Source organism: Enterococcus malodoratus ATCC 43197, from assembly GCF_000407185.1.
GTDB classification, from domain to species: Bacteria; Bacillota; Bacilli; order Lactobacillales; family Enterococcaceae; genus Enterococcus_A; species Enterococcus_A malodoratus.
In genome coordinates this window covers 1910988-1931438 of record NZ_KE136481.1, presented here as the reverse complement: position 1 = coordinate 1931438, position 20451 = coordinate 1910988, and the positions used below count along the sequence as shown (strand labels likewise).

The 20451-nt window shown below is 39.9% G+C and carries 23 protein-coding genes; all 23 read left to right on the top strand.

Annotated features, from left to right (window positions below; translation table 11 throughout):
- Nucleotides 1-194: 194 nt before the first annotated feature.
- Nucleotides 195-653 (top strand): PTS sugar transporter subunit IIA, encoded by a 459-nt coding sequence (locus tag I585_RS09495; protein WP_010742586.1) that lies wholly within the window; start codon nucleotides 195-197, stop codon nucleotides 651-653.
- A gap of 26 nt (nucleotides 654-679) precedes the next feature.
- Entirely contained in the window at nucleotides 680-982 is a 303-nt protein-coding gene (locus I585_RS09490) for a PTS sugar transporter subunit IIB (protein ID WP_010742587.1), read from the top strand.
- Between the two features lie 122 nt (nucleotides 983-1104).
- Nucleotides 1105-2526 (top strand): PTS galactitol transporter subunit IIC, encoded by a 1422-nt coding sequence (locus I585_RS09485; RefSeq protein ID WP_010742588.1) that lies wholly within the window; start codon nucleotides 1105-1107, stop codon nucleotides 2524-2526.
- A gap of 21 nt (nucleotides 2527-2547) precedes the next feature.
- On the top strand, nucleotides 2548-3609 hold the full coding sequence (locus I585_RS09480; protein ID WP_010742589.1) for a galactitol-1-phosphate 5-dehydrogenase: 1062 nt from the start codon (nucleotides 2548-2550) through the stop codon (nucleotides 3607-3609).
- Between the two features lie 15 nt (nucleotides 3610-3624).
- Nucleotides 3625-4320 (top strand): L-ribulose-5-phosphate 4-epimerase, encoded by a 696-nt coding sequence (locus I585_RS09475; RefSeq protein WP_010742590.1) that lies wholly within the window; start codon nucleotides 3625-3627, stop codon nucleotides 4318-4320.
- A gap of 22 nt (nucleotides 4321-4342) precedes the next feature.
- The gene (locus I585_RS09470) at nucleotides 4343-4525 is read left to right on the top strand and encodes a hypothetical protein (protein ID WP_010742591.1); all 183 of its coding nucleotides are present in this window, start codon (nucleotides 4343-4345) and stop codon (nucleotides 4523-4525) included.
- Between the two features lie 27 nt (nucleotides 4526-4552).
- The gene (gene rhaD, locus I585_RS09465; protein ID WP_010742592.1) at nucleotides 4553-5398 is read left to right on the top strand and encodes a rhamnulose-1-phosphate aldolase; all 846 of its coding nucleotides are present in this window, start codon (nucleotides 4553-4555) and stop codon (nucleotides 5396-5398) included.
- Nucleotides 5391-6416 carry an NAD(P)-dependent oxidoreductase gene (locus I585_RS09460; RefSeq protein ID WP_010742593.1) on the top strand — a complete coding sequence of 342 codons (1026 nt, stop codon included), beginning with the start codon at nucleotides 5391-5393 and terminating at the stop codon, nucleotides 6414-6416. The genes rhaD and I585_RS09460 overlap by 8 nt, the downstream gene beginning before the upstream one ends.
- 141 nt (nucleotides 6417-6557) lie before the next feature.
- Nucleotides 6558-7358 carry an SDR family oxidoreductase gene (locus I585_RS09455; RefSeq protein WP_010742594.1) on the top strand — a complete coding sequence of 267 codons (801 nt, stop codon included), beginning with the start codon at nucleotides 6558-6560 and terminating at the stop codon, nucleotides 7356-7358.
- 18 nt (nucleotides 7359-7376) lie between these two features.
- On the top strand, nucleotides 7377-9221 hold the full coding sequence (locus tag I585_RS09450; protein ID WP_010742595.1) for a BglG family transcription antiterminator: 1845 nt from the start codon (nucleotides 7377-7379) through the stop codon (nucleotides 9219-9221).
- A 55-nt stretch (nucleotides 9222-9276) separates the two neighbouring features.
- On the top strand, nucleotides 9277-9789 hold the full coding sequence (locus I585_RS09445; protein ID WP_010742596.1) for a transcriptional regulator GutM: 513 nt from the start codon (nucleotides 9277-9279) through the stop codon (nucleotides 9787-9789).
- Between the two features lie 39 nt (nucleotides 9790-9828).
- On the top strand, nucleotides 9829-10389 hold the full coding sequence (gene srlA / locus I585_RS09440; RefSeq protein ID WP_010742597.1) for a PTS glucitol/sorbitol transporter subunit IIC: 561 nt from the start codon (nucleotides 9829-9831) through the stop codon (nucleotides 10387-10389).
- A gap of 20 nt (nucleotides 10390-10409) precedes the next feature.
- Nucleotides 10410-11414 carry a PTS glucitol/sorbitol transporter subunit IIB gene (gene srlE / locus I585_RS09435; protein WP_010742598.1) on the top strand — a complete coding sequence of 335 codons (1005 nt, stop codon included), beginning with the start codon at nucleotides 10410-10412 and terminating at the stop codon, nucleotides 11412-11414.
- 21 nt (nucleotides 11415-11435) lie between these two features.
- The gene (locus tag I585_RS09430) at nucleotides 11436-11789 is read left to right on the top strand and encodes a PTS glucitol/sorbitol transporter subunit IIA (protein WP_010742599.1); all 354 of its coding nucleotides are present in this window, start codon (nucleotides 11436-11438) and stop codon (nucleotides 11787-11789) included.
- 97 nt (nucleotides 11790-11886) lie between these two features.
- A complete protein-coding gene (gene mtnK / locus I585_RS09425; RefSeq protein WP_010742600.1) occupies nucleotides 11887-13131 on the top strand; it encodes an S-methyl-5-thioribose kinase in 1245 nt (414 codons plus the stop codon).
- 69 nt (nucleotides 13132-13200) lie between these two features.
- Nucleotides 13201-14256 (top strand): s-methyl-5-thioribose-1-phosphate isomerase, encoded by a 1056-nt coding sequence (locus tag I585_RS09420; protein ID WP_010742601.1) that lies wholly within the window; start codon nucleotides 13201-13203, stop codon nucleotides 14254-14256.
- 12 nt (nucleotides 14257-14268) lie between these two features.
- A complete protein-coding gene (locus tag I585_RS09415) occupies nucleotides 14269-14910 on the top strand; it encodes an L-fuculose-phosphate aldolase (RefSeq protein WP_010742602.1) in 642 nt (213 codons plus the stop codon).
- Between the two features lie 528 nt (nucleotides 14911-15438).
- Nucleotides 15439-16689, top strand: coding sequence for an NAD(P)H-dependent oxidoreductase (locus tag I585_RS09410; RefSeq protein ID WP_010742603.1), 1251 nt, complete (start codon nucleotides 15439-15441; stop codon nucleotides 16687-16689).
- Between the two features lie 56 nt (nucleotides 16690-16745).
- Nucleotides 16746-17123: a transcriptional regulator GutM gene (locus I585_RS09405; RefSeq protein ID WP_010742604.1), complete on the top strand. Its 378-nt coding sequence runs from the start codon at nucleotides 16746-16748 to the stop codon at nucleotides 17121-17123.
- Nucleotides 17124-17141: 18 nt separating this feature from the next.
- Nucleotides 17142-17675, top strand: a complete 534-nt coding sequence (srlA, locus tag I585_RS09400) for a PTS glucitol/sorbitol transporter subunit IIC (RefSeq protein ID WP_010742605.1) — start codon at nucleotides 17142-17144, stop codon at nucleotides 17673-17675.
- Between the two features lie 13 nt (nucleotides 17676-17688).
- Complete coding sequence (srlE, locus tag I585_RS09395) at nucleotides 17689-18759, top strand: PTS glucitol/sorbitol transporter subunit IIB (RefSeq protein ID WP_010742606.1); 1071 nt, start codon at nucleotides 17689-17691, stop codon at nucleotides 18757-18759.
- Nucleotides 18760-18786: 27 nt separating this feature from the next.
- Nucleotides 18787-19140: a PTS glucitol/sorbitol transporter subunit IIA gene (locus tag I585_RS09390; RefSeq protein ID WP_010742607.1), complete on the top strand. Its 354-nt coding sequence runs from the start codon at nucleotides 18787-18789 to the stop codon at nucleotides 19138-19140.
- A gap of 330 nt (nucleotides 19141-19470) precedes the next feature.
- Nucleotides 19471-20433, top strand: coding sequence for a sugar-binding transcriptional regulator (locus I585_RS09385; protein WP_034708740.1), 963 nt, complete (start codon nucleotides 19471-19473; stop codon nucleotides 20431-20433).
- Nucleotides 20434-20451: the final 18 nt, after the last annotated feature.

Genomic DNA, 20451 nt, shown 5'->3' with positions numbered 1-20451 from the left:
TTTTATGACCTTTCTGATTTTTAATGAACAAGTGACGATAAAAGGCGCTTGTGAAATCAACGTTTTCAGCAAGTCATACCAATATTAAGGAATAGGTTCAGTAAAAAATGAGTTCAAAAGAAATTCAAAAGAAAGCGGTTCCGTGCTATCTTTTGGGTAAGCAAGAAGCAAAAAAACAGAATAGGAGGGATCGAGTGATCAAACGAGAGTTGCTTTTTAGCAAAATGAAGCCGCACGATTATGCAGAGATAATTACATTTTTGGGGCAAAAAATGGAGGAACAAGGGTATGTTAAACCGACCTATGTTCCAGCCGTTTTGGAAAGAGAGAAAGGTTTTCCTACAGGGCTGCAGATGGGAGACTATGGTATTGCGATTCCCCATACCGATCGTGTGCATGTGCATCAATCGGCTCTAGCCATTGCAACTTTGAAAGAACCGATCGAAGTTTGTTCAATGATTAATCCGGAAGAAAAAGTTCATGTCTCATTAGTCATTTTAATGGCAGTGGAAGATCCTGATGGACAGGTCAAGATGCTGAGTAAACTGATGGGACTATTCCAAGACGTTGAGACATTGAAACGTTTAGAGAGAGTATCGTCTACAGAAGAAATGTATGACATCATAGCAAAAATGGAATTAGAAATCGCGTAAAGCACAAAGAATAAGGAGGAACAGTAATGAAAAGATACAATGTGTTATCCGTTTGCGGATCAGGAACAGTGACATCATCGATGGTAGCAGAAAAATTAAGAGAAACATTGGAAGAAAAAGGCTACATCGTTGATACGACAGAGGCGAATCCAAATGAGGCGTTGTCTTTAGCGAAAACAGGCAAGTTTGATTTTATTACGTATACGAGTCCATTGCCCGATGGTGACTACGGGATTCCTGTGGTGAATGCGATTGGTTTTCTAACTGGTTTTGGGGAAGATGAGTTTTTGGAAGAAGTCGATGGGGTTTTGCTAGCTTTAGAAAAATAGTTTTTTGAACAAAGGTTGTTTTTGGTTTCTTGCGAAAGAATAATGGCGAAGGATTGGTTTTTGCTGAAATTTTTAGTAAAGCTAAAAAATAAAATACATTAAACTAAAAAAGGAGTAATGAGATGTTAGAAACATTAAAGAGCGTTTTTGATACGTTTGGATCGGCAGTTTTTGTTCCCGTGATGATTTTTGTAGTTGCTAAGGTATTAAAAGTAAAGACTCAAAAAGCATTTTTATCTGGATTGTACGCAGGTGTAGGATTGATGGGCTTCACCTTGATTTTGAACTCATATACCCCGATTATTTCGAAAGTCGTTCAACAGATGGTTGATCAAACTGGAATCAACCTTCCGGCATTTGATGTCGGCTGGCAAGCAACCGCGTTAGTGGCCTATTCAACAGAAGCCGGTATGATCTACCTAGTGATCGCCTTAGTTTTACAAACGGTACTTTTCTTAGTGAAGTGGACGAATGTGTTTCAGCCTTCGGATTTATGGAATAACTATTCCTACATGGTTTGGGGTTCAATGGTTTACCTAGCTACAAGAAATATGATTTTAGCGGTTGTCTTGATGTGTCTGTTAAATATGTATAGCCTGTTGCTGTCGGAAATGCTAGCAAGAAGATGGTCTAGTTATTATCATTATCCAAACTGTACGATTATTGCAATGCACAATATTGAACCTGGAATTTTTGCCTTATTGATGGATCCGATTTGGAACATGATTGGTCTGCATAAAGTACGTTTAAATCCTCAAGGGTTGCAGAAAAAACTAGGTTTCTTGGGCGAACCGATTTCATTAGGATTGTTCTTAGGTCTATTCTTAGGGATTTTAGGAAATATCAGTAATTTAGCAGAATTATCTTCTTGGGGGCAAATTACAGAAGTGGCGATCGCAACGAGTGCTGTAATGGCAATCTTCCCGAAAGTCGCTGGGATTTTTTCACAAGCATTTAACCCAATCTCACAAGCGGCTAGTAAAAATGTCCGCGGCAACAATGAAGGACGTGAATGGTATCTAGGTGTAAATGATGCGACTGGTTATGGAGAACCTGCAACGTTAATCTCAGGAATTCTTTTGATTCCAATCATGGTATTTATCGCAATGATCTTACCTGGAAATCAGACACTGCCGGTAGTTGATTTATTGGCAATCCCATATATGGTTCAAGCATTGGTATGTTTATCAAATGGGAATATCGCAAAAACTTTAATCAATGGTGTTATCTGGTTCAGTTTAGGACTATATATGTGTTCATATACTGCACCAATGTTTACAGAAATCGCGCAAACGGTGGGTGTCACATTGCCAGCTGGTGCATTGATGGTAACAAGCTTCAATATTTTAGGAAAACCAATTTTTGGTCTGATTTTCTTAGCCTTTCTGAGTCAGAATCCACTGTGGATCGGCCTGACGATCGTCGCTTACTTTGTTATTTACTTCTTGTTCCGGAAAAATAAGGAAGCATTTTATGGATATGTTGAACGGGCTGCGGCGAAAAATAATGGTGAGATTCCAGAAGCCAAAACGAAGGTAGCTTAATAGAGAAGGATGAAGGATAGCATGACAAAAAAAATGAAAGCAAGTGTATTAGTAAAACCTGGTGTATTGGAAGTTCAAGAGGTGGATGTTCCAGAGATAGGTGAAGATGAAGTATTAGTCAAAGTCGCTTACGCGGGGATCTGCGGCTCAGATGTACCCCGCGCAAACTTAGAAGATGGTGCAAGAATGTATCCGCTCATTTTAGGACATGAATTTAGCGGGACTGTGGATCGGGTAGGATCCCAAGTCACAAAAGTTCATGTTGGAGACAAGATCGCTGTCGCACCACTGATTCCAGATCCCAATTCTGAATATACAAAAGAAGGATCTTATGGACTCAGTGATAATTATAACATAATCGGTACAGGCAGTAATGGCGCTTTTGCCGAATACGTGAAGGTTCCAGAAGAGCACTGTGTAACGATGCCAGAGGATTTGGATTTGCTGTCAGCAGCTGGGGTAGAACCAGCAACGATCAGTTGGCATGCAATGCAACGCTCAAATATGAAGGTCGGCGATACCGTAGCGGTACTTGGCTGTGGTCCAATCGGACAATTTGCGATTCAGATCGCAAAAATATTTGGTGCGAAAAAAGTGATTGCTGTCGATATTTTTGATGAAAAATTAGCTTTGGCAAAACAGCTTGGTGCAGACGTAACCATTAACAGTAAAGAGCAAGATTTAGAAGAAGCAATCAAGGCGGAAACAGGTTTAGGTGTACACGTTGTGATTGAAACCGCCGGCAGTAAGTTTACTCAGAAGCAGGCACTTTTAATTACTCGTAAGCATGGAACTGTGGTATTGGTAGGAATCTCACATCAGGATCTGCCGTTATCTGAACATGAGGCAGAACGCATTATGCGAGCAGAGTTGACGATCACAGGTTCATGGAATTCATATACCGCTCCTTATCCTGGTCGTGCTTGGGAGGCGACACTGGAGGAAATGTCCAAGCAGCGAATCAAATTCAAAGAAATGGTGAGTGATGAGATTGCTTTAGCAGATCTATCCGATGTACTGCCTAAAATGTTTAAGCGTGAGCTTGCTTACAACAAAATCGTTGTTGCAGTCAATCCAGAATAAGAGGGGACCGAATCGATGTTAGAAAAATTAAAACAAGAAGTATTTCAGGCAAATTTGGCGTTACCTAAACATGGCTTAATTAAGTATACATGGGGAAATGTTAGTGCCTATGATCCTGAAACAAAATATTTTGTGATCAAACCTAGCGGCGTTGGCTATGAAGAAATGAAGGCTGATGATATGGTCGTCGTTGATTTGGATAATAAGGTAATTGAAGGTGAAATGAACCCTTCATCTGATACACCGACTCATGCAGTATTATACAAAGCCTTTCCAGAAATTGGCGGAATCGTCCATACTCATTCGACATGGGCAGCGGCCTGGGCACAATCAGGCCTAGATGTTCCGGCGATGGGAACAACGCATGCCGATACGTTTTATGGATCAGTTCCTTGCGCACGCTTTTTGTCACAATATGAAATTGATGAAGGCTATGAGCACGAAACAGGAAATGTGATTATCGAAACTTTCAAGCAGCGTGAACTTAAACCTTTAGAGGTGCCGGGAGTCTTACTTCACGGACATGGTCCCTTTACTTGGGGGAAAGATGCGCACAGCGCAGTAATGAATGCGGTGGTGTTAGAAGAAGTCTGTAAAATGAACCTATTAACACGGCAATTGAATACCTTCGCAGAGGAGTTGCCGCAACGAGTGTTGGATAAGCATTATTTACGTAAGCATGGTGCAAATGCCTATTATGGACAGAATTAACTAGTAGTTTAGGAGGATTAAGATGATTAGCGAATTGTTTATTTTGATTGGACTGGCCTTTTTTATCAAAGTCTTTTTTGATGGCGCTAAAAAACTTGTCATTGGAGCCAATGGAGATGTAGTAAAGAGTAAGACATATTGGATTCATGGTCTGTTAGGTGTGGCCTTTATGATCGTAGCGCGACTAATTACGATCCTCCTTTAAAACATGTAATCAATGGAGGATGATGAAATGGCACTTCATGAAATCAGTCAAGCTCCTTTTATTCAAGAAATGTGCGAGGCGACCAGTCAGTTATGGGCTTATGGTTGGGCGGAGCGAAATGGCGGCAATATTAGTTATCGTTTGCCGCAAGAAGAAGTACAGTATTATCTCGATATTAATCAAGTGAAAACGAAAGCTGCATTAGAATTTGCTGTTGAAAGTTTGGCGGGTGAGATATTTCTCGTATCTGGTTCAGGAAAATATTTCAAAAATGTTCAAAAGAATCCCGCTGATAGTTTGGCTATCATTCGGATTGGTGCGGAAGGGAATACCTATGAACTTCTATGGGGATTAGAAAGCGGTGCTCTGCCGACCAGTGAGTTGGCCTCACATTTGCAATGTCATGCAGTTCGTATGACCCAAGATCCAAAACATCGAGTCATTTTGCATACACATGCAACCGCGATATCTGCGATGACTTTTATACATGAGTTGGATGAAAAGAAGTTTACAAAAACGTTATGGCAAATGATTACAGAGTGTTTAGTGGTCTTTCCAGATGGAGTGTCAGTTCTTCCGTGGATGGTTGCGGGAACCAGTCAGCTGGGGGCAGCATCAGCAGAAAAAATGTATGATTCAAGGATCGTAATCTGGCCGCATCATGGGATTATGGGGGCAGGTCAAACGATGGATGATGCCTTTGGTCTAGTTGAAACAGCGGAAAAGGCCGCACAAATTTATTTACAAATTTGTTCAACAAGACAAGAGATTAAGCAGCAAATCACTGATCAGCAACTCTTAGATTTGGCTGTAAAGTTTCACGTGAAACCTAAAATAGGGGTACTAACGGAAGTGGGCAAACAGGATGTCTAATGTAGTCGTGATTGGTGATCCATTTGTTCCAGCGGATAATTTGGCGGATGCAGCAAAAGGTCTAAAGATCGAATCCCCGATTACGATTCAAGCATTTGAATGGCATGCAGATAAATCTCGTTCAGAATTTCGCGAAATTATCAAAATACTTGAGCGAGAGGGTCCGAATGAATTCGAACTGTCTTCAGAGATACTGGCGGCAGTGGAGACGGCCGAATATCTACTGGTTCATCTGGCGCCGGTTTCTCGGAAGTTATTGACGCATGCGAAAAATTTAAAAGTTATTGGGACTTGCCGCGGCGGATTAGAACATATTGATTTAGCAGCAGTAAAGAAATTAGCTGGACTTTCAGTGATCAATGTCATTCGTAATGCTGAGCCTGTTGCAGATTTTACAATTGGATTAATGTACGCTACTGTACGTAATATCGCATCCTCAGCTATTCAAGTAAAGAGCGGTCACTGGCCCCAAACCTTTTCTAATGATATCTATAAAACCTCATTTTCCAATTTAAAAGTTGGATTAGTCGGTCTAGGACATATCGGAAAAATTGTTGCAAAGCGTTTAACTGCTTTAGGAATGGAAGTCAGCGCATATGATGCTTTTGCAGATCAGACTACTTTAGATCAAGAAGGCTATCAAATCGAGTTAAAAAGTCTGCAGGAAATTTTTAGTCATTCCGACGTAGTGTCCTTGCATTTGCGAGTAGTACCCGAAACAGAGAATCTGATCAATCACTCTTTATTAAAATTAATGAAACCCAGCGCGTATTTAATAAACACGGCTCGACCAGATATTGTTAATCAATCAGATTTGATTGAGTGCTTACAACAAAAACGGATCGCTGGTGCCGGTATTGATGTACTATGGAAAGAGCCAATTGATCCGAACGAACCATTATTGGCATTAGACAATGTTGTGATCACCTCACATATTGCGGGTGATACGATCGACGCAATTGAGCGCTCTCCACAATTGCTACAAGCAGAAATGAATAGAGTATTGCAAAAAGCTTGAGTAGATTCGTCTACTTAGGCTTTTTTGTTCATTTTTCACAAATTAGTGCACCTTTTTTTCTAAACTAAAAAAAAAGAGCGTATTAATCATTTGTGGAAAGCGCTTTATACTTGGCCTGTAATTAAGAGGAGGGAACACGAAATGTCAGATTGGTTAGACGTTGCAGGAAAAAAAGTGATCGTAACAGGAGGTTCTTCAGGAATTGGGGCAAGTATTATTGATGAATTACTAGGTCAAGGAGTAGTTGTTGCAAATTTCGATCTTCAACCAGGAAAGGTTGTTCACGAGAATCTGTATTATTTTCAAACGGATATTTCAAACCGACAGCAAGTGGAAGAAAACATCACGAAGGTTGTCGAAGAGTTAGGACAAATCGATGGATTAGTAAACAATGCAGGGATTAATGTTCCTCGTTTGTTAGTAGATGAGGTAGATCCACATGGGCAGTTTGAGTTATCAGATACTGTCTTTGACAAAATGATGGCGATTAACCAAAAAGGGTTGTTTTTAATGACACAAGCAGTGGCACGGACAATGATGAAAAGACATGAAGGTGTGATCATCAACATGTCTTCGGAATGTGGTCTGGAAGGATCGGAAGGACAAAGTCCATACGCCGCAACGAAAGCAGCAGTCAATAGTTTCACGCGTTCATGGTCTAAAGAACTAGGAAAACAGGGAATTCGGGTAGTAGGAGTTGCACCAGGAATTATGGAAGAAACTGGATTACGAACTGAAGCGTATGAAACAGCCTTAGCTTATACAAGAGGAATCTCGGTTGAAGAGCTTCGAAAAAACTATGATAAAACCACGACAATTCCCTTGGGACGGAGCGGGAAGCTCAGTGAAGTCGCCGATTTAGTATGCTATTATTTATCTGACCGGTCTAGTTATATTACAGGTGTTACGACCAATGTTGCTGGAGGAAAGACACGAGGATAAAGAAGGTGGGGTAATAAGATGGCATTGATCAATCGCTGGTATCAATTATTGCAGCATTTTATTACTCATGATCGTTTGAGTTTGAATGAGTTGCAAAAAATAACCGATACAAGCGCACAAACCACCAAAAAAGCGATTCAATTGCTGAATGATCAGATGGAACGCGTTGCAGTAATTGAAGAAAGGGAAAATATTTATTCGTTAAAAGTGATGGATTCTCAACAATTCTCAGAGATTATGAATGGCAGTTTAAAACAACAAACAGATTTCAATTCCAGTACAAAGCGAATCGCGGTTTTAATCGATTGCTTTATGAAGCAGGAAGGCTATATCGTAATCGATGATCTGTCGGAAGTACTAGGAGTCAGTCGTTCAACGGTCAATAAAGATTTGCGGAATTTGAAACAAATAATGAGTGGGTATCAAATCTCCCTAATTGGTACACCTAACAAAGGATTGAAAATCTCTGGGAAAGAATCACAATTGCGACTGCTTTATCTGCATCACACCTATGATTATCTGGAGCAGCCTACATTAAGTGATGAGTTATTGCAGCGGATTGATGAAATCGCATTAAGTAAAAAATTAGATTTTCGGACGTTGGGATTATTAAAAAAGACGATTATTTTAACGATCCAACGAATTCAAGCCGGAAAGTCGTTAACACAAGCAGTGCCTTATTATGTTAATTATTTTGCGGATGATCAATTATTAGAAGAATTATTTGTTAATTTAGCAACGGATTATAGTTTGACAATTAGTAAATTGGATTTTGACTTTCTTTGTTTCCCGTTAAATATTTTCAACAATAATTTGGTTTCAGAGGATCAAGCGGATAATGCAGAAGTAAAAATCCTGTTTAACTATATGATGGATCAAATCAACGAAGCGGTGATCATTAATTTGGATCAAGAAAGATTGTTCCAAAATATTCGAGCCCATTTTATGTTTTTGATCAATCGAATCATCTTTCAGGTTGAAACCTACGATATTTTTCGCGAGGAGTTTAAGCAAAAGCATGCTTTTGCACATGAGCTAGCGGAAATAGGTATCTCTGCATTAGCCGATTTCTTAAAGAAACCAAATCAACAAGCAGAGCTATCTTACTTAGCGATTTATTTTGAATTAGCATTAAAATCGGATGCTCAACCAAAGATGAAAGAAATTGCTGTGGTTTGTAATACGGGCAAAGGGACGGCGCTAATGATTAAGCGTCAGCTAGCAACGGTTTTGGGTCCTAATATTAGAATTGCACATTATTCCGAAGAAGAATATGAGACAAAGGATTTGGATCGCTATTTCGCAGTATTTACGACGGTTCCGTTGAAGCATACGAAGACAACTACCGCGGTAATAAAGTTAACGGATCTATTTAATGAGAATTGGCTTTTAAGTGAGTGGAAGCGGATCGTCGCTTCAAAGGCTGCATCGTTTGAGCATATTCGATTTTCTTTTGAACAACTGGACAAACAGCAGGCCTATGAAGAAAATCTAGTCGTTTTATTAGAAAAATTAGGTGCTAAGCAATTAATTGATGATTCTTTTAAGACTTACATTTTGGCCAAAGCACAGGAAGAATCGGCAGTGATCGATAATGGCATTGCTTTTCCTCACGGAATCAATCATCAAAGTGAAGAAATTCTGGTAACGATCGGAATCTATCCAGAGGGACCATCGTTGGAAGAGATTGAACTGATTTTTCTGGTGGCTATTCCAGAAAATCTAACGTTAGCAATGGAGGATGAGTTATTGAGTTTTTACGATACGATTTTTGTAATCTCTTCTAATGAAGCATTACGAGAACAAGTCAAGCAGATCAGCAGTAAGGAGGAGTACCGTCGGTTGTTGGTAAAAGGTTACTAAGAATGCAGGTGTTACAAAGAGCCATTTCTTTGTACTGGAAAGGAGCGAATATCGCATGAATATCTTTTTTTTAGGAGCTGTTGCAATTATTGCTTATATTCTCCAAATCTTTTTAGGAATGAAGCAAATCAAGAATTTTAATTCTGTCTATATTCGAATGAAACGCAAAGGGAAAGTTGCAATCGGCCGCCGTCCGGGCAGAATCGCTTCAGGTACGATTCTATTATTAGGAGTTGATAGTACGGGAATTATTCAAGAGGCAGAGATGATGCAAGGAACATCGATATTGGCTCGCTTCAAACCGCGTCCGCAATTCACAGGTATTGATATCCACCAATTAACAGACTCTTCCATACTAACAAATGAAAATAAATTGACCCGGAAAGCAGCTGCTAATGCACAAAAGATTTATTTAGAAGTAGAAAAAGGCAATCATCAGGATAAGGCACCAGTATCACCAATTTTCAATTTAGGAAATCAATTGTCATTAATGAAACTTTCGATTCAAGAAAAACTATCAAAAAAGGATGAGAACTCCGCATTTCGCAGTTCCTATCATGAAAAGTGAAATATAAAGCTTCAATAATATAAAAAGGAGTGTTTAAGAATGGATTATATTACAAAATTTGCAGAAGGCTTCATGAGCCTTTTCCAAACAGGTGCAGAAACATTTATTAGTTGGATGACGGGTATTGTACCAGTTGTTTTGATGTTGATGGTAGCGATGAATACGCTGATTGCCTTTTTAGGAGAAGAGCGAGTAACGAAAGTCGCAAAAGTATCCTCAAGAAATCCGTTTACCCGTTACTTAGTATTACCCTTTGTTTCTGCATTTATGTTAGGCAATCCGATGTCATTTACGATGGCGCGTTTTTTACCGGAGTTCTATAAACCAAGTTATTATGCATCTAATGCGCAATTTTGTCATACCAGCAATGGCGTTTTTCCTCACATCAATCCAGGTGAACTATTTGTATGGATGGGAATCGCTCAAGGGATCACTCAGTTGGGATTGAATTCGATGGAATTAGCAATTCGTTATATGTTTGTCGGGTTAGTTATGAACTTTATCGGTGGTTGGACAACGGACTTCACTACAGCGTTTGTCTGCAAACAACAAGGGATTCAGTTGAGTAAAGAAGTCGATGAAGTCGCAGTGACAGAATAGGATTGAGGAGGAAATAAGAAATGGCTTATAATAGTATCAAAATCGTAAAAGGTTCTGGCGGATATGGTGGACCACTAGTCATTACACCAACCGATGAAAAACATAAATTTGTTTATGTGACTGGCGGCGGAGACAAACCTAGTATTGTGGGTAAAATCGAAGAGTTATCTGGCATGAAATCGGTCAATGGGTTCAAGACTTCCATACCGGACAATGAAATCGCTTTAGCAATTATTGACTGCGGCGGGACATTGCGCTGCGGGATTTACCCGAAAAAAAATATTCCCACGGTCAACATTGTACCAACAGGAAAGAGCGGTCCTTTAGCACAGTACATTCATGAAGCTATCTATGTTTCAGCAGTAGGTGAGAATCAAATTATGTTGGCGGACGCGGAAGAGACTGCTGGAAAGCCGGCCTTTGTTACTGAAGAAAAGCCGGAGCGTGAATTTAAATATTCAACCGATAAAAAAATCACTGAACAAAAAGCGGAACAAAAAAGTTTTATCGCTAAAATAGGGATGGGTGCCGGGAAAGTCGTAGCGACGTTCAATCAATCAGCTCGTGAAGGTGTGCAGACGATGATCAATACCGTCATCCCTTTTATGGCTTTCGTATCATTGTTAATCGGAATCATTCAAGGCTCTGGAATCGGAACCGTTTTTGCCAATTTGATGAAACCATTAGCGGGGAATGTTTTCGGATTGATCATTATCGGTTTTATCTGTTCATTGCCATTCTTATCACCGTTATTGGGACCTGGGGCAGTCATCAGTCAGATTTTGGGAACCTTGATCGGGGTAGAAATCGGTAAAGGAAATATCCCGCCGCAATTAGCATTACCGGCTTTATTTGCCATCAATACACAAAATGCTTGTGACTTCATCCCGGTCGGATTAGGTTTAGAAGAGGCTGAAGCAGAAACGGTGGAGGTTGGTGTACCATCCGTGCTATATTCACGTTTCTTGAATGGTGTTCCTCGGGTGATTGTTGCATGGTTAGCTAGTTTTGGATTATACAGTTAAAAATGTTTGGAGAGATGAAAGATGATTTTTGAGACGCAAGTTACCAATATTGGCCCGGAAGCAGAGATGTTTCAACAAGAGAAGATGCTGATTTTTTTCGGCAATGATGCGCCGGAGACGTTAGCAGATTACTGTTATAACATCCACTTGACCCCATCTACAGCCGAAATTATGGCGGGAATGAACTTTTCATTTGATGATCAGACCTACAAAATTACAGCAGTAGGCGATGTAGTAAAGAAGAATCTCGATGATCTAGGGCATATTACCCTGCGTTTCGATGGTTCGGAAACGGCGGATCTCCCAGGAACACTTTATGTGGAGGACAAAGCAATGCCGACAATCACTGTTGGAACAAAAATTGCGATTAATTAAGAACTGCTCATCTAGGAGTTGCATTTAGCTAGTTTAAATGTACACTTTTAGATGAGTGTTTTTTTGTCCTGAGAATTTAAATGAATGAGGCGATAATATGAAACTTACACCGAGGAAATTGCCGGCGTATCAGGAACATTTTTTAATGGATATACAGACGGTCAAACAATATATCGTGGAGGAGTTAGCTGCTTTCCCTGCTAATGCGCCGATAACAGTGACGGAGATCGGTGATGGCAATATCAATTATGTTTTTCGTGTAGTGAATGAAGCCACACATGAAAGTTTGATAATCAAGCAAGCAGATGTAAGGCTGCGTTCTTCTGGTCGATTGTTGGCTATTGATCGTAATCGAATCGAAGCGGAAATTTTACGTTTACAAAATGAGTTGGCCCCAAAGTTTGTACCGAAAGTTTATTATTATGATCAAAAGATGTATGCTTTGACGATGGAAGATATCTCGGACTATCAAAACATGCGTTACGAATTGATTGAGAAGAAAATTTTTCCTGATTTTAGTGAGAAAATCACGGAATATTTGGTTCGCACATTGCTTTTAACTAGTGATATTGTTTTAGATCGTGATGTGAAAAAACAGCGAGTTAAGGATTTTATTAATCCCGAAATGTGCGATATCAGCGAAGATCTGGTTTTTACTGAGCCTTATGACGATTACAAACAGCGAAATATTTTGACCTCTGGCAATGAACAGTTCGTCAAAGAAAATTTATACGAAAATACCCCGTTAAAAGCAGAAGTTGCGCTGCTGCGCAATAATTTTATGAACAATGCCCAATCGTTATTACATGGGGATCTTCATACTGGTTCTATCTTTGTCAATCAAACCGGATTAAAAGTGATTGATCCTGAGTTTGCCTTTTATGGTCCAGCGGGTTATGACATCGGCAACGTTTTAGCACATTTATATTTTCCATTGGTTAAAAATCTGTTTGATTCGACAGTTGATCAAGTGTTTCACCAGTGGAGTAAAGACACGATTGCTGCAGTTTACGATCAGGTGAAAGAAAAACTCGAAACCTACTACGACCAAGCAGTAACCTTTCCATTGTATCGCAACAGCGCCTTTAAAGAGACCATGCTACAAGAAATTTTGGCGGATGCTGTTGGTTATGCCGGAACAGAGATTATTCGTAGAGTTGTAGGTGATTCGAAGGTCAAAGAATTGTCACTTATTTCTTCTGAGAAAAAAATTACGGCTGAACGAATGCTGCTAAAACTAGGTATCCAATTAATTATCAATCGTCAACATATTACCAGCGGCAGCCAGCTAGTCAATGGCATGAATGAGCTAGATATTCACTCAGACTTATCTAATGAATAGATTGAATAAAGCAAAACAGCATTAGAATATTTAAATAAGTATCTTAAAACAAATTAGAAGGTGAATAAGTTGGAAAGACAAGATTATACGATGCCAACATTATTGCAATATGAAAATGTTGCTTGGTACGAAAACGGAAAAGTTCGCATTCTAGATCGCCGAATATATCCGACTCGAGTGGAATTTGTCGAATGTGAGAACCATCAAGCCGTGGCACAAGCGATCACTGATATGGTGACTCAAAGTGCCGGACCTTACACCGCAGCGGGAATGGGTATGGCGTTAGCGGCGGAAGAAAGCAAGAATTTAGCGCGGGTTGAACAGATCGCGTATCTGAAAGAAGCATCCCACACGATCGCTAATGCTCGACCAACCACTGCCAATCGAATGTCATTAATCACTGAAAAGTGTGTGGCAGTCGCAGAGCTTGCGTTGGAAATGGGACAAGATCCAACGGAGGCTATTAAACAAAACACGATCGATTCCTTGAATCGACGTTACTACACCATGGATCAAGTGGCAAAATATTTGATCGAAAAAATTCCTGATAACGGTACGGTTTTAACGCAATGCTTTGGAGAAACGATTATCGGAATGCTGCTGCGGGAAGCAATCGAACAGAAAAAGACGCTGCGCTTCTTTTGTGCAGAGACTCGTCCGTATTTACAAGGTGCACGTTTGACTGCCAGCTGTTGCGCGGAGATGGGATTTGATACGACCGTTGTTTCTGATAATATGATTGCTTATTTGATGGAACACGAAAAAATCGATCTATTTACATCGGCAGCCGATACGATTGCTCAAGACGGCTATATTGCTAATAAAGTTGGGACGTATCAAATTGCGATCTTAGCTCAGCGTTTTGGAGTTCCTTATTTTGTGACAGGTATTCCTGATACGGATAAAATCAGTCACGAAAGTATCAAGATCGAGATGCGAGATCCGGAACAAGTTATGGAATTAAATGGGATCAAACATACTTTAGATGGAGTCAAAGCGATCTATCCGTCCTTTGATATCACTCCGCCTGAATTAATCGGCGCAGTCGTGACTGATCGCGGAATTTTTTCACCTTACGATTTGAAACGCTATTTAATAGAGCAGCCTGAAAATAATTTTTATTGATTGGAGTAGAAAATGAAACATCAAAAAGAACGTGAAATGATTGTTGAATATGGCAAAAAACTTATCACCGAAAAATTAACTACAGGTACGGGCGGTAATATCAGTATTTATCTACCTGAGGAGCAGGCTATGCTGATCAGTCCTAGTGGAATTCCTTATTTTGAGACGGAGCCAGAAGATATTGTCTTGATGGATCTTCATGGTAAAGTTTTAGAAGGAGCCCGCAAACCTTCAAGTGAATATGATCTTCATAGTATTTTTTATGTGAATCGTCCAGATGTACGATCAGTGGTTCATACGCATTCAGAATATGCGACAACCTTTGCTTGTCTGCAGCAAGAGATCGAGCCGCTGCATTACATTATCGGCTCTGTCGGTGAAAAGGTTCGCTGTTGTGATTATAAAACTTTTGGAACCCGTGAACTAGCTGAAGAGGCCTTTAATTTTATCCACGAAGACAATGGGATTTTATTAGGGAATCATGGGGTTCTTACAATCGGACCTGATTTGTCCAGCGCTTTCGGTGTAGCTAAAGACATTGAATTTTTAGCGAAGCTAGACTACCGTGCACGATGTATCGGAACTCCCAAATTATTGAACCAAGAGCAAATGAAAGAGGTTTTGGAGAAATTCGCAACCTATGGACAACAATAAGAAAAAGCGCCGCTTTGACAAAAGTTAAAGCGGCGTTTTTGTTTTTTCTCTACTGTCGAACAGAGTCATCTTACGCAAAGATATCATCGTGTGTTTTTTCACAATTGAAGGGTAAATGGGACCTGTTCAAATTGGTCTAATATATTTTTTTGATTTTTTTACTATCTTAATAAGATCGTATATACTTCTATGATTGTGAATAGATAATCAATTAAAACCTTTTTTTCATTTTTAATCCAGGATTACCACAATGTCAACGCATTGGTTTTTAAGTTATTTTAAGAATGTGCAAATTAGGCTATTCTTTTTTTAAAACCATTTTAATTTAGTAAGGAATATTGGTTGGTTGTTGAAATATCACGTTTTTTACGGTACAAATCACTTTTGTAACATATGTTCCATTTAATACAAAATGATAGTTTGTGAAAAGAAAGCGTTGACATAGTTTCGACCGGTGTTATACTAAAGTTGTCTTAAGGCATATGTCAAAAGCATTGTCATATGTCAAAAAAGTATGGAGGGGTAATAATGACACTTTATGGGAAGCTTTTGGAAAGAGAAAAAAATGGCGCACCAATCAAAGTTGGGGTAATTGGTGCAGGTCAAATGGGTTTTGGGATGATTGCTCAGATTTCAACGATTCCGGGAATGGCAGTAACAGGGATCAGTGATATCAATAAGGATGCTGCACAACGTGCCGCGGATGCTTACAATGCAAGTGCAGAGAAGAAAGTGGATATCTTAGTTAGCTCAGATTTTAAAGAAATTATTCATTCGGATAAGGTAGAAGTTATTGTTGATGCGACGGGAGTTCCCGAAGTTGGTGCACAAATTTCGTTAGAGACACTGTTGGCGAAAAAACACATTGTTTTGCTGAACGTGGAAGTGGATATCACAATTGGCCCATTGATGAAGAAAATGTATGATTCTGCGGACTTAGTTTATACGGGTTCCGACGGTGATGAGCCTGCTGCAACGACTGAATTATTTGAGTTTGCGAAAAGCATGGGTATGGAAGTTTTAGTTGCAGGTAAAGGTAAGAACAATAAGTTAAAGGTTGGAGCCAACCCCGATACAGCCCAAGCAGAAGCGGACTCTAAACAAATGTCTAGTCATATGTTGGCGGCTTTCCAAGATGGAACGAAGACTATGGCTGAGATGAATTTATTATCAAATGCCATCGGTTTTATTCCTGACAAAGTAGGAATGCACGGGATTAGCGGAGACGTTGATTCAGTAGTCAAAGATTTAGATTTAAAAGAAAACGGCGGAGTCTTAGATAAGTACGGCGTAGTGGAATACGTTGACGGTTTAGCGCCAGGGGTCTTCGTGATTGTTAAAGGACAAAATGATGGGGCTCGTCATGAATTAAGCTATTTGATGAAAAAAGGCGACCGTGACCATCACATCTTATATCGGCCATATCACTTAGCTAGCTTAGAAACACCGATTACGATTGCGAAAGCAGTCTTAAATCATGATCATGCGATTGTTCCATTAGGCGCTCCAATTTCTGAAACAGTTGCGGTAGCGAAAAAGGACATCAAAGCAGGAGAAAAAATCGATGGTATCGGCGGCTATTGTGTCCGCGGTGTGTTAGAAACGCACGCTGATTTAGTTAAAAACAACAATGTACCAATCGGTTTAGTTGGTGGTTCTTCCGTTGCGAAACGCGACATCAAAGATGGAACATTCTTGACGTATGATGACATCGAGATCGATGAATCGACAACAGTCTATCGTTTGCGGAAACTTCAAGATTCAACGTTTGGCGATTAAGGCAAAGGTAAAGCAGATGAGGGATTCCTCATCTGCTTTTGGAGAGGATGGAGCTTATGAGTGGATTAGTTATTGTTGTGATCATTTTAATGCTTTGTCAAAGTCTTTTTAGTCTTGTTCAGGTGAAGTACTATCAAAGTTTCATCAAGAAAATCACGACTGAACAAGCGGGTAGCGAGTATGAATTTTATACCGAAGTCGTTAAAGGAAAAATTTTGCGAGTAATCGTCGCAGTTGTTGTCGATGCTGACGGAAAGATCATTCAATGTTATATCTGTAAGGGATTGACGATTTTTGCACGTTTCAAAGAGGAACCATCCTTCAAGGGGGCGCAATTAGTCAACTACAGTACAGCATTACAACAAAAAAGAGCACCTCAGATTGAAAAGGCACTATCGCAAATTTATACACGCAAATTGGAAGCGGTTACCTAGAAAAGGAGGAATTTTATAATGAAATATATCGAATGGGCAGGAAAAAACTTTATTGGTATGTTTGAAGCCGGCGGCGAACAGTTTATGGGGTACATGACCGGAATCGTCCCATTATTAATTGTACTTTTAACATTTACTTATTCAGTTATCTCATTTATTGGTGAAGAACGTGTCGACAGAGCAATCCGCTATTGTTCAAAATATATGATTTTACGCTATTCATTGATGCCGATTTTGGCAGTTCTGATGTTAACGAACCCCATGGCTTACACTTTTGGGAAATTCGTACGAGAAGAAGAAAAACCAGCTTTTTATGATGCGGCGGTCTCTTTTGTCCATCCGGTAACAGGTTTGTTCCCTTACGCTAACGCAGGTGAATTATTTGTTTATCTAGGAATCGCGAACGGTGTTACGAAGGCCGGTTTTAGTCAATCAAGCTTGGCAGTTCGCTACTTTTTAGTAGGGGTTGTCGTGATTTTGATGCGTGGGATCGTAACTGAAAAATTGACGAAATTCATGATGGCTAGAGAAGCGAAGAAAGCAGCCGCGTAAAGGAGGAAGCATAATGTACAAAACAGTATTTGTAAAACCTGGAAATAAAGGTTGGGGTGTTGGTCTGACATTAACGCCTACTGAGCAAAAAAATAAAGTTGTTTCTGTTACTGGTGGCGGAATTCACCCCGTAGCGCAGCAAATCGCTGATTTGACTGGTTGTATTCCTTGTGATGGATTTAAAAATTCGATTCCAGAAGAAGAAACGTTATGTGCTGTAATTGACTGCGGCGGAACGGCTCGAATCGGTGTTTATCCGATGAAACGAATTCCAACGGTTGATGTATTGCCATCATCACCTTCAGGTCCGTTGTCCAAACACATTACGGAAGATATTTTTGTTTCAGGTGTTCGTCCCGAAGATGTTGAGCTAGTTGAAAATGCAGATCTTGAAGAACGGCAAATGGCAGCAATCAATCATGCTCATAAGACAGATGCCGAGTCGGCAGCCGCAACAGAAAAAATCGTGACTAAACAAGAAGGCAGAGAGTCTGACGAAGAATTTAAAGAACGCTATTCGAAAATTAAAGAAGATCATGCAGAAGAACAAGCGAAAAAAGACAGTTTCTTAGTCCGCTTCTCTCGTGCCATTGGTGGTGTTATGAGTACCTTCTATCAATCTGGACGTGATGCTGTGGACATGCTATTGAAAAATATTATTCCATTTATGGCCTTTATCAGTATGATCGTAGGGATTATCAATTATACTGGAATTGGTGATTGGTTAGCAAAAGTGCTTTCTCCTCTAGCCGGTTCATTACCAGGAATGATCGTCTTAGCTTTGATTTGTAGCATCCCTGTATTGTCTCCGATTCTTGGTCCTGGCGCGGTAATCTCTCAGGTTATCGGGGTATTGATTGGAACACAGATTGCTAATGGATCGATTCCGGTTCAATATGCATTGCCAGCATTATTTGCTATCAGTGCTCATGCCGGATGTGACTTTATTCCTGTGGGCTTGTCATTAGGAGAAGCAAAACCAGAAACGGTATCGATCGGTGTACCAGCGATTCTTTACAGCCGGATGTTAACTGGTTTCACGGCTGTAATCTTGGCATGGTTAGCTAGTTTCGGAATGTATTAAAATAGTTTGAATGGAGCGAATGGACGGATGGTAAAATCTAAAATTATAGAAATCGGCAGCATGGTGCCAGCATTTGAAGAAGAACGATTGATTATTTTGTTTGGTCCTTCTGCCACGGCAGAATTGAGAGATATTTGTGTGATTCATGAGTTTGAGGATCGCCCAAGTGATGCCTTAAAAGTTGGTGGAAAAGTCAAATTTGGCGATCAGGAGTTTACGATCGAAGAAGTCGGCTCACAGGCAAATGCGAATTTTGAAGAATTAGGCCATATCTCGATTTATTTTCGTAACGCAATTGGAGAAATCTTACCAGGAGCGATTATTGTCAGTCCAGGTATTTTTCCAGAATTTGAAGTCGGCGGCGTGATCGAAATTATTTAATCCGAAGGTCGAGGATGTGCCAGAATTTGGTGCATCCTCATTTGTCGATTCTGCTCTTAGTAATAGTTATATCTCGAGTTTATGTATGATGAATTCTACTAATTAAGCAGAGGGATAAGTCTACGAAGGTACAATTATTCATTAAGAGTTTTACTTTTTGCAAGATACGACGATTTGAATTATTTTTAAGCTTAATGATGGTTAGGAGACCGTTGAGTTGCGAATACAATAAACAAAGCAGCTTCGGTCATGACTTTTTCCTACTTGCGTGAGATTGGAATCAACCGTATAGTGAATGAGATCAAAAGTTGTTCAGGGGATGGGATCATAATGGCTATAAAACATAATCGCGACATCGTAAAAGTAGCTACGATGTATTATAAAAAAAATTTGAAACAGTCGGAGATCGCCAAACAATTGGGCATCTCTCGTTCGCTGGTTTCAAAGTATTTGAATGACGCAAAAAATGAAGGCGTTGTTGATATTTTTATAAAGAGTGAGAGCGCTTATTCAATCGAATTAGAACTGGCCTTAGAAGAGCTATTCGGGTTAAAAAAGGCCGCAGTTTTAGATACCAGCAGTTTACGAAAAGATGAAATCGAACGTTTATTGGTTCAAACGGCGATCACGGCCTTTCAAAAAGAAATTGCTAAGGCTAAAACGATTGGACTTTCTTGGGGCAAAATGCTGCGAGGAATCGTTGATGAGTATCCTTATGAAAATCATGCAGATGCCACCATTATTCCATTGATTGGCGGACTAGGATCAGAAATGGTCGATGTCCATTCCAATCAGCTGGCCTATGATCTTTCAAAAAAATTACGGGCTAAGTGTAAGTATTTGTATGCACCAGCATTGGTGGATAATGCCTTTATCAAGAAAAGTCTGGTCGAAAATGAAGGGATTCGGGATGTCTTAGAGGCGGGGAAAAATGTTGATTTCGCTTTAGTCGGAATCGCTAGTCCTTTTTCTAAAAATAATACGATGACCGAGATCGGATATGTCGATCAGCAGGATATCGACGAACTGGAAAAGCTCAATGTGATCGGGGATGTCAACTCGAAATTTATCGATTCGGCGGGTCAGGAAGTGACTTGTGAGATCAATGAAAATGTCATTGGATTAGGTGTTGAGGATGTGCGTAAAATTTCCAATGTAGCTGTTGCCTGCTATGAAGATAGTAAAAAAGATGTTCTGTACGTGGGAACGAAAACGAAAATTTTTACTCATATAACAGTGACGGATACCTTAGCTGAGTATTTATTAGAACAAGCAAAAAACGAGGCACTTTAAGTGTCTCGTTTTTTGTAT

What these genes read in the sequence shown, in the direction of transcription:
- I585_RS09490 (WP_010742587.1), top strand. Translation starts at nt 680, where the DNA reads ATGAAAAGATACAATGTGTTATCCGTTTGCGGATCAGGAACAGTGACA.
- I585_RS09485 (WP_010742588.1), top strand. Translation starts at nt 1,105, where the DNA reads ATGTTAGAAACATTAAAGAGCGTTTTTGATACGTTTGGATCGGCAGTT.
- I585_RS09480 (WP_010742589.1), top strand. Translation starts at nt 2,548, where the DNA reads ATGACAAAAAAAATGAAAGCAAGTGTATTAGTAAAACCTGGTGTATTG.
- I585_RS09475 (WP_010742590.1), top strand. Translation starts at nt 3,625, where the DNA reads ATGTTAGAAAAATTAAAACAAGAAGTATTTCAGGCAAATTTGGCGTTA.
- I585_RS09470 (WP_010742591.1), top strand. Translation starts at nt 4,343, where the DNA reads ATGATTAGCGAATTGTTTATTTTGATTGGACTGGCCTTTTTTATCAAA.
- rhaD (WP_010742592.1), top strand. Translation starts at nt 4,553, where the DNA reads ATGGCACTTCATGAAATCAGTCAAGCTCCTTTTATTCAAGAAATGTGC.
- I585_RS09460 (WP_010742593.1), top strand. Translation starts at nt 5,391, where the DNA reads ATGTCTAATGTAGTCGTGATTGGTGATCCATTTGTTCCAGCGGATAAT.
- I585_RS09455 (WP_010742594.1), top strand. Translation starts at nt 6,558, where the DNA reads ATGTCAGATTGGTTAGACGTTGCAGGAAAAAAAGTGATCGTAACAGGA.
- I585_RS09450 (WP_010742595.1), top strand. Translation starts at nt 7,377, where the DNA reads ATGGCATTGATCAATCGCTGGTATCAATTATTGCAGCATTTTATTACT.
- I585_RS09445 (WP_010742596.1), top strand. Translation starts at nt 9,277, where the DNA reads ATGAATATCTTTTTTTTAGGAGCTGTTGCAATTATTGCTTATATTCTC.
- srlA (WP_010742597.1), top strand. Translation starts at nt 9,829, where the DNA reads ATGGATTATATTACAAAATTTGCAGAAGGCTTCATGAGCCTTTTCCAA.
- srlE (WP_010742598.1), top strand. Translation starts at nt 10,410, where the DNA reads ATGGCTTATAATAGTATCAAAATCGTAAAAGGTTCTGGCGGATATGGT.
- I585_RS09430 (WP_010742599.1), top strand. Translation starts at nt 11,436, where the DNA reads ATGATTTTTGAGACGCAAGTTACCAATATTGGCCCGGAAGCAGAGATG.
- mtnK (WP_010742600.1), top strand. Translation starts at nt 11,887, where the DNA reads ATGAAACTTACACCGAGGAAATTGCCGGCGTATCAGGAACATTTTTTA.
- I585_RS09415 (WP_010742602.1), top strand. Translation starts at nt 14,269, where the DNA reads ATGAAACATCAAAAAGAACGTGAAATGATTGTTGAATATGGCAAAAAA.
- I585_RS09410 (WP_010742603.1), top strand. Translation starts at nt 15,439, where the DNA reads ATGACACTTTATGGGAAGCTTTTGGAAAGAGAAAAAAATGGCGCACCA.
- I585_RS09405 (WP_010742604.1), top strand. Translation starts at nt 16,746, where the DNA reads ATGAGTGGATTAGTTATTGTTGTGATCATTTTAATGCTTTGTCAAAGT.
- srlA (WP_010742605.1), top strand. Translation starts at nt 17,142, where the DNA reads ATGAAATATATCGAATGGGCAGGAAAAAACTTTATTGGTATGTTTGAA.
- srlE (WP_010742606.1), top strand. Translation starts at nt 17,689, where the DNA reads ATGTACAAAACAGTATTTGTAAAACCTGGAAATAAAGGTTGGGGTGTT.
- I585_RS09390 (WP_010742607.1), top strand. Translation starts at nt 18,787, where the DNA reads ATGGTAAAATCTAAAATTATAGAAATCGGCAGCATGGTGCCAGCATTT.
- I585_RS09385 (WP_034708740.1), top strand. Translation starts at nt 19,471, where the DNA reads ATGGCTATAAAACATAATCGCGACATCGTAAAAGTAGCTACGATGTAT.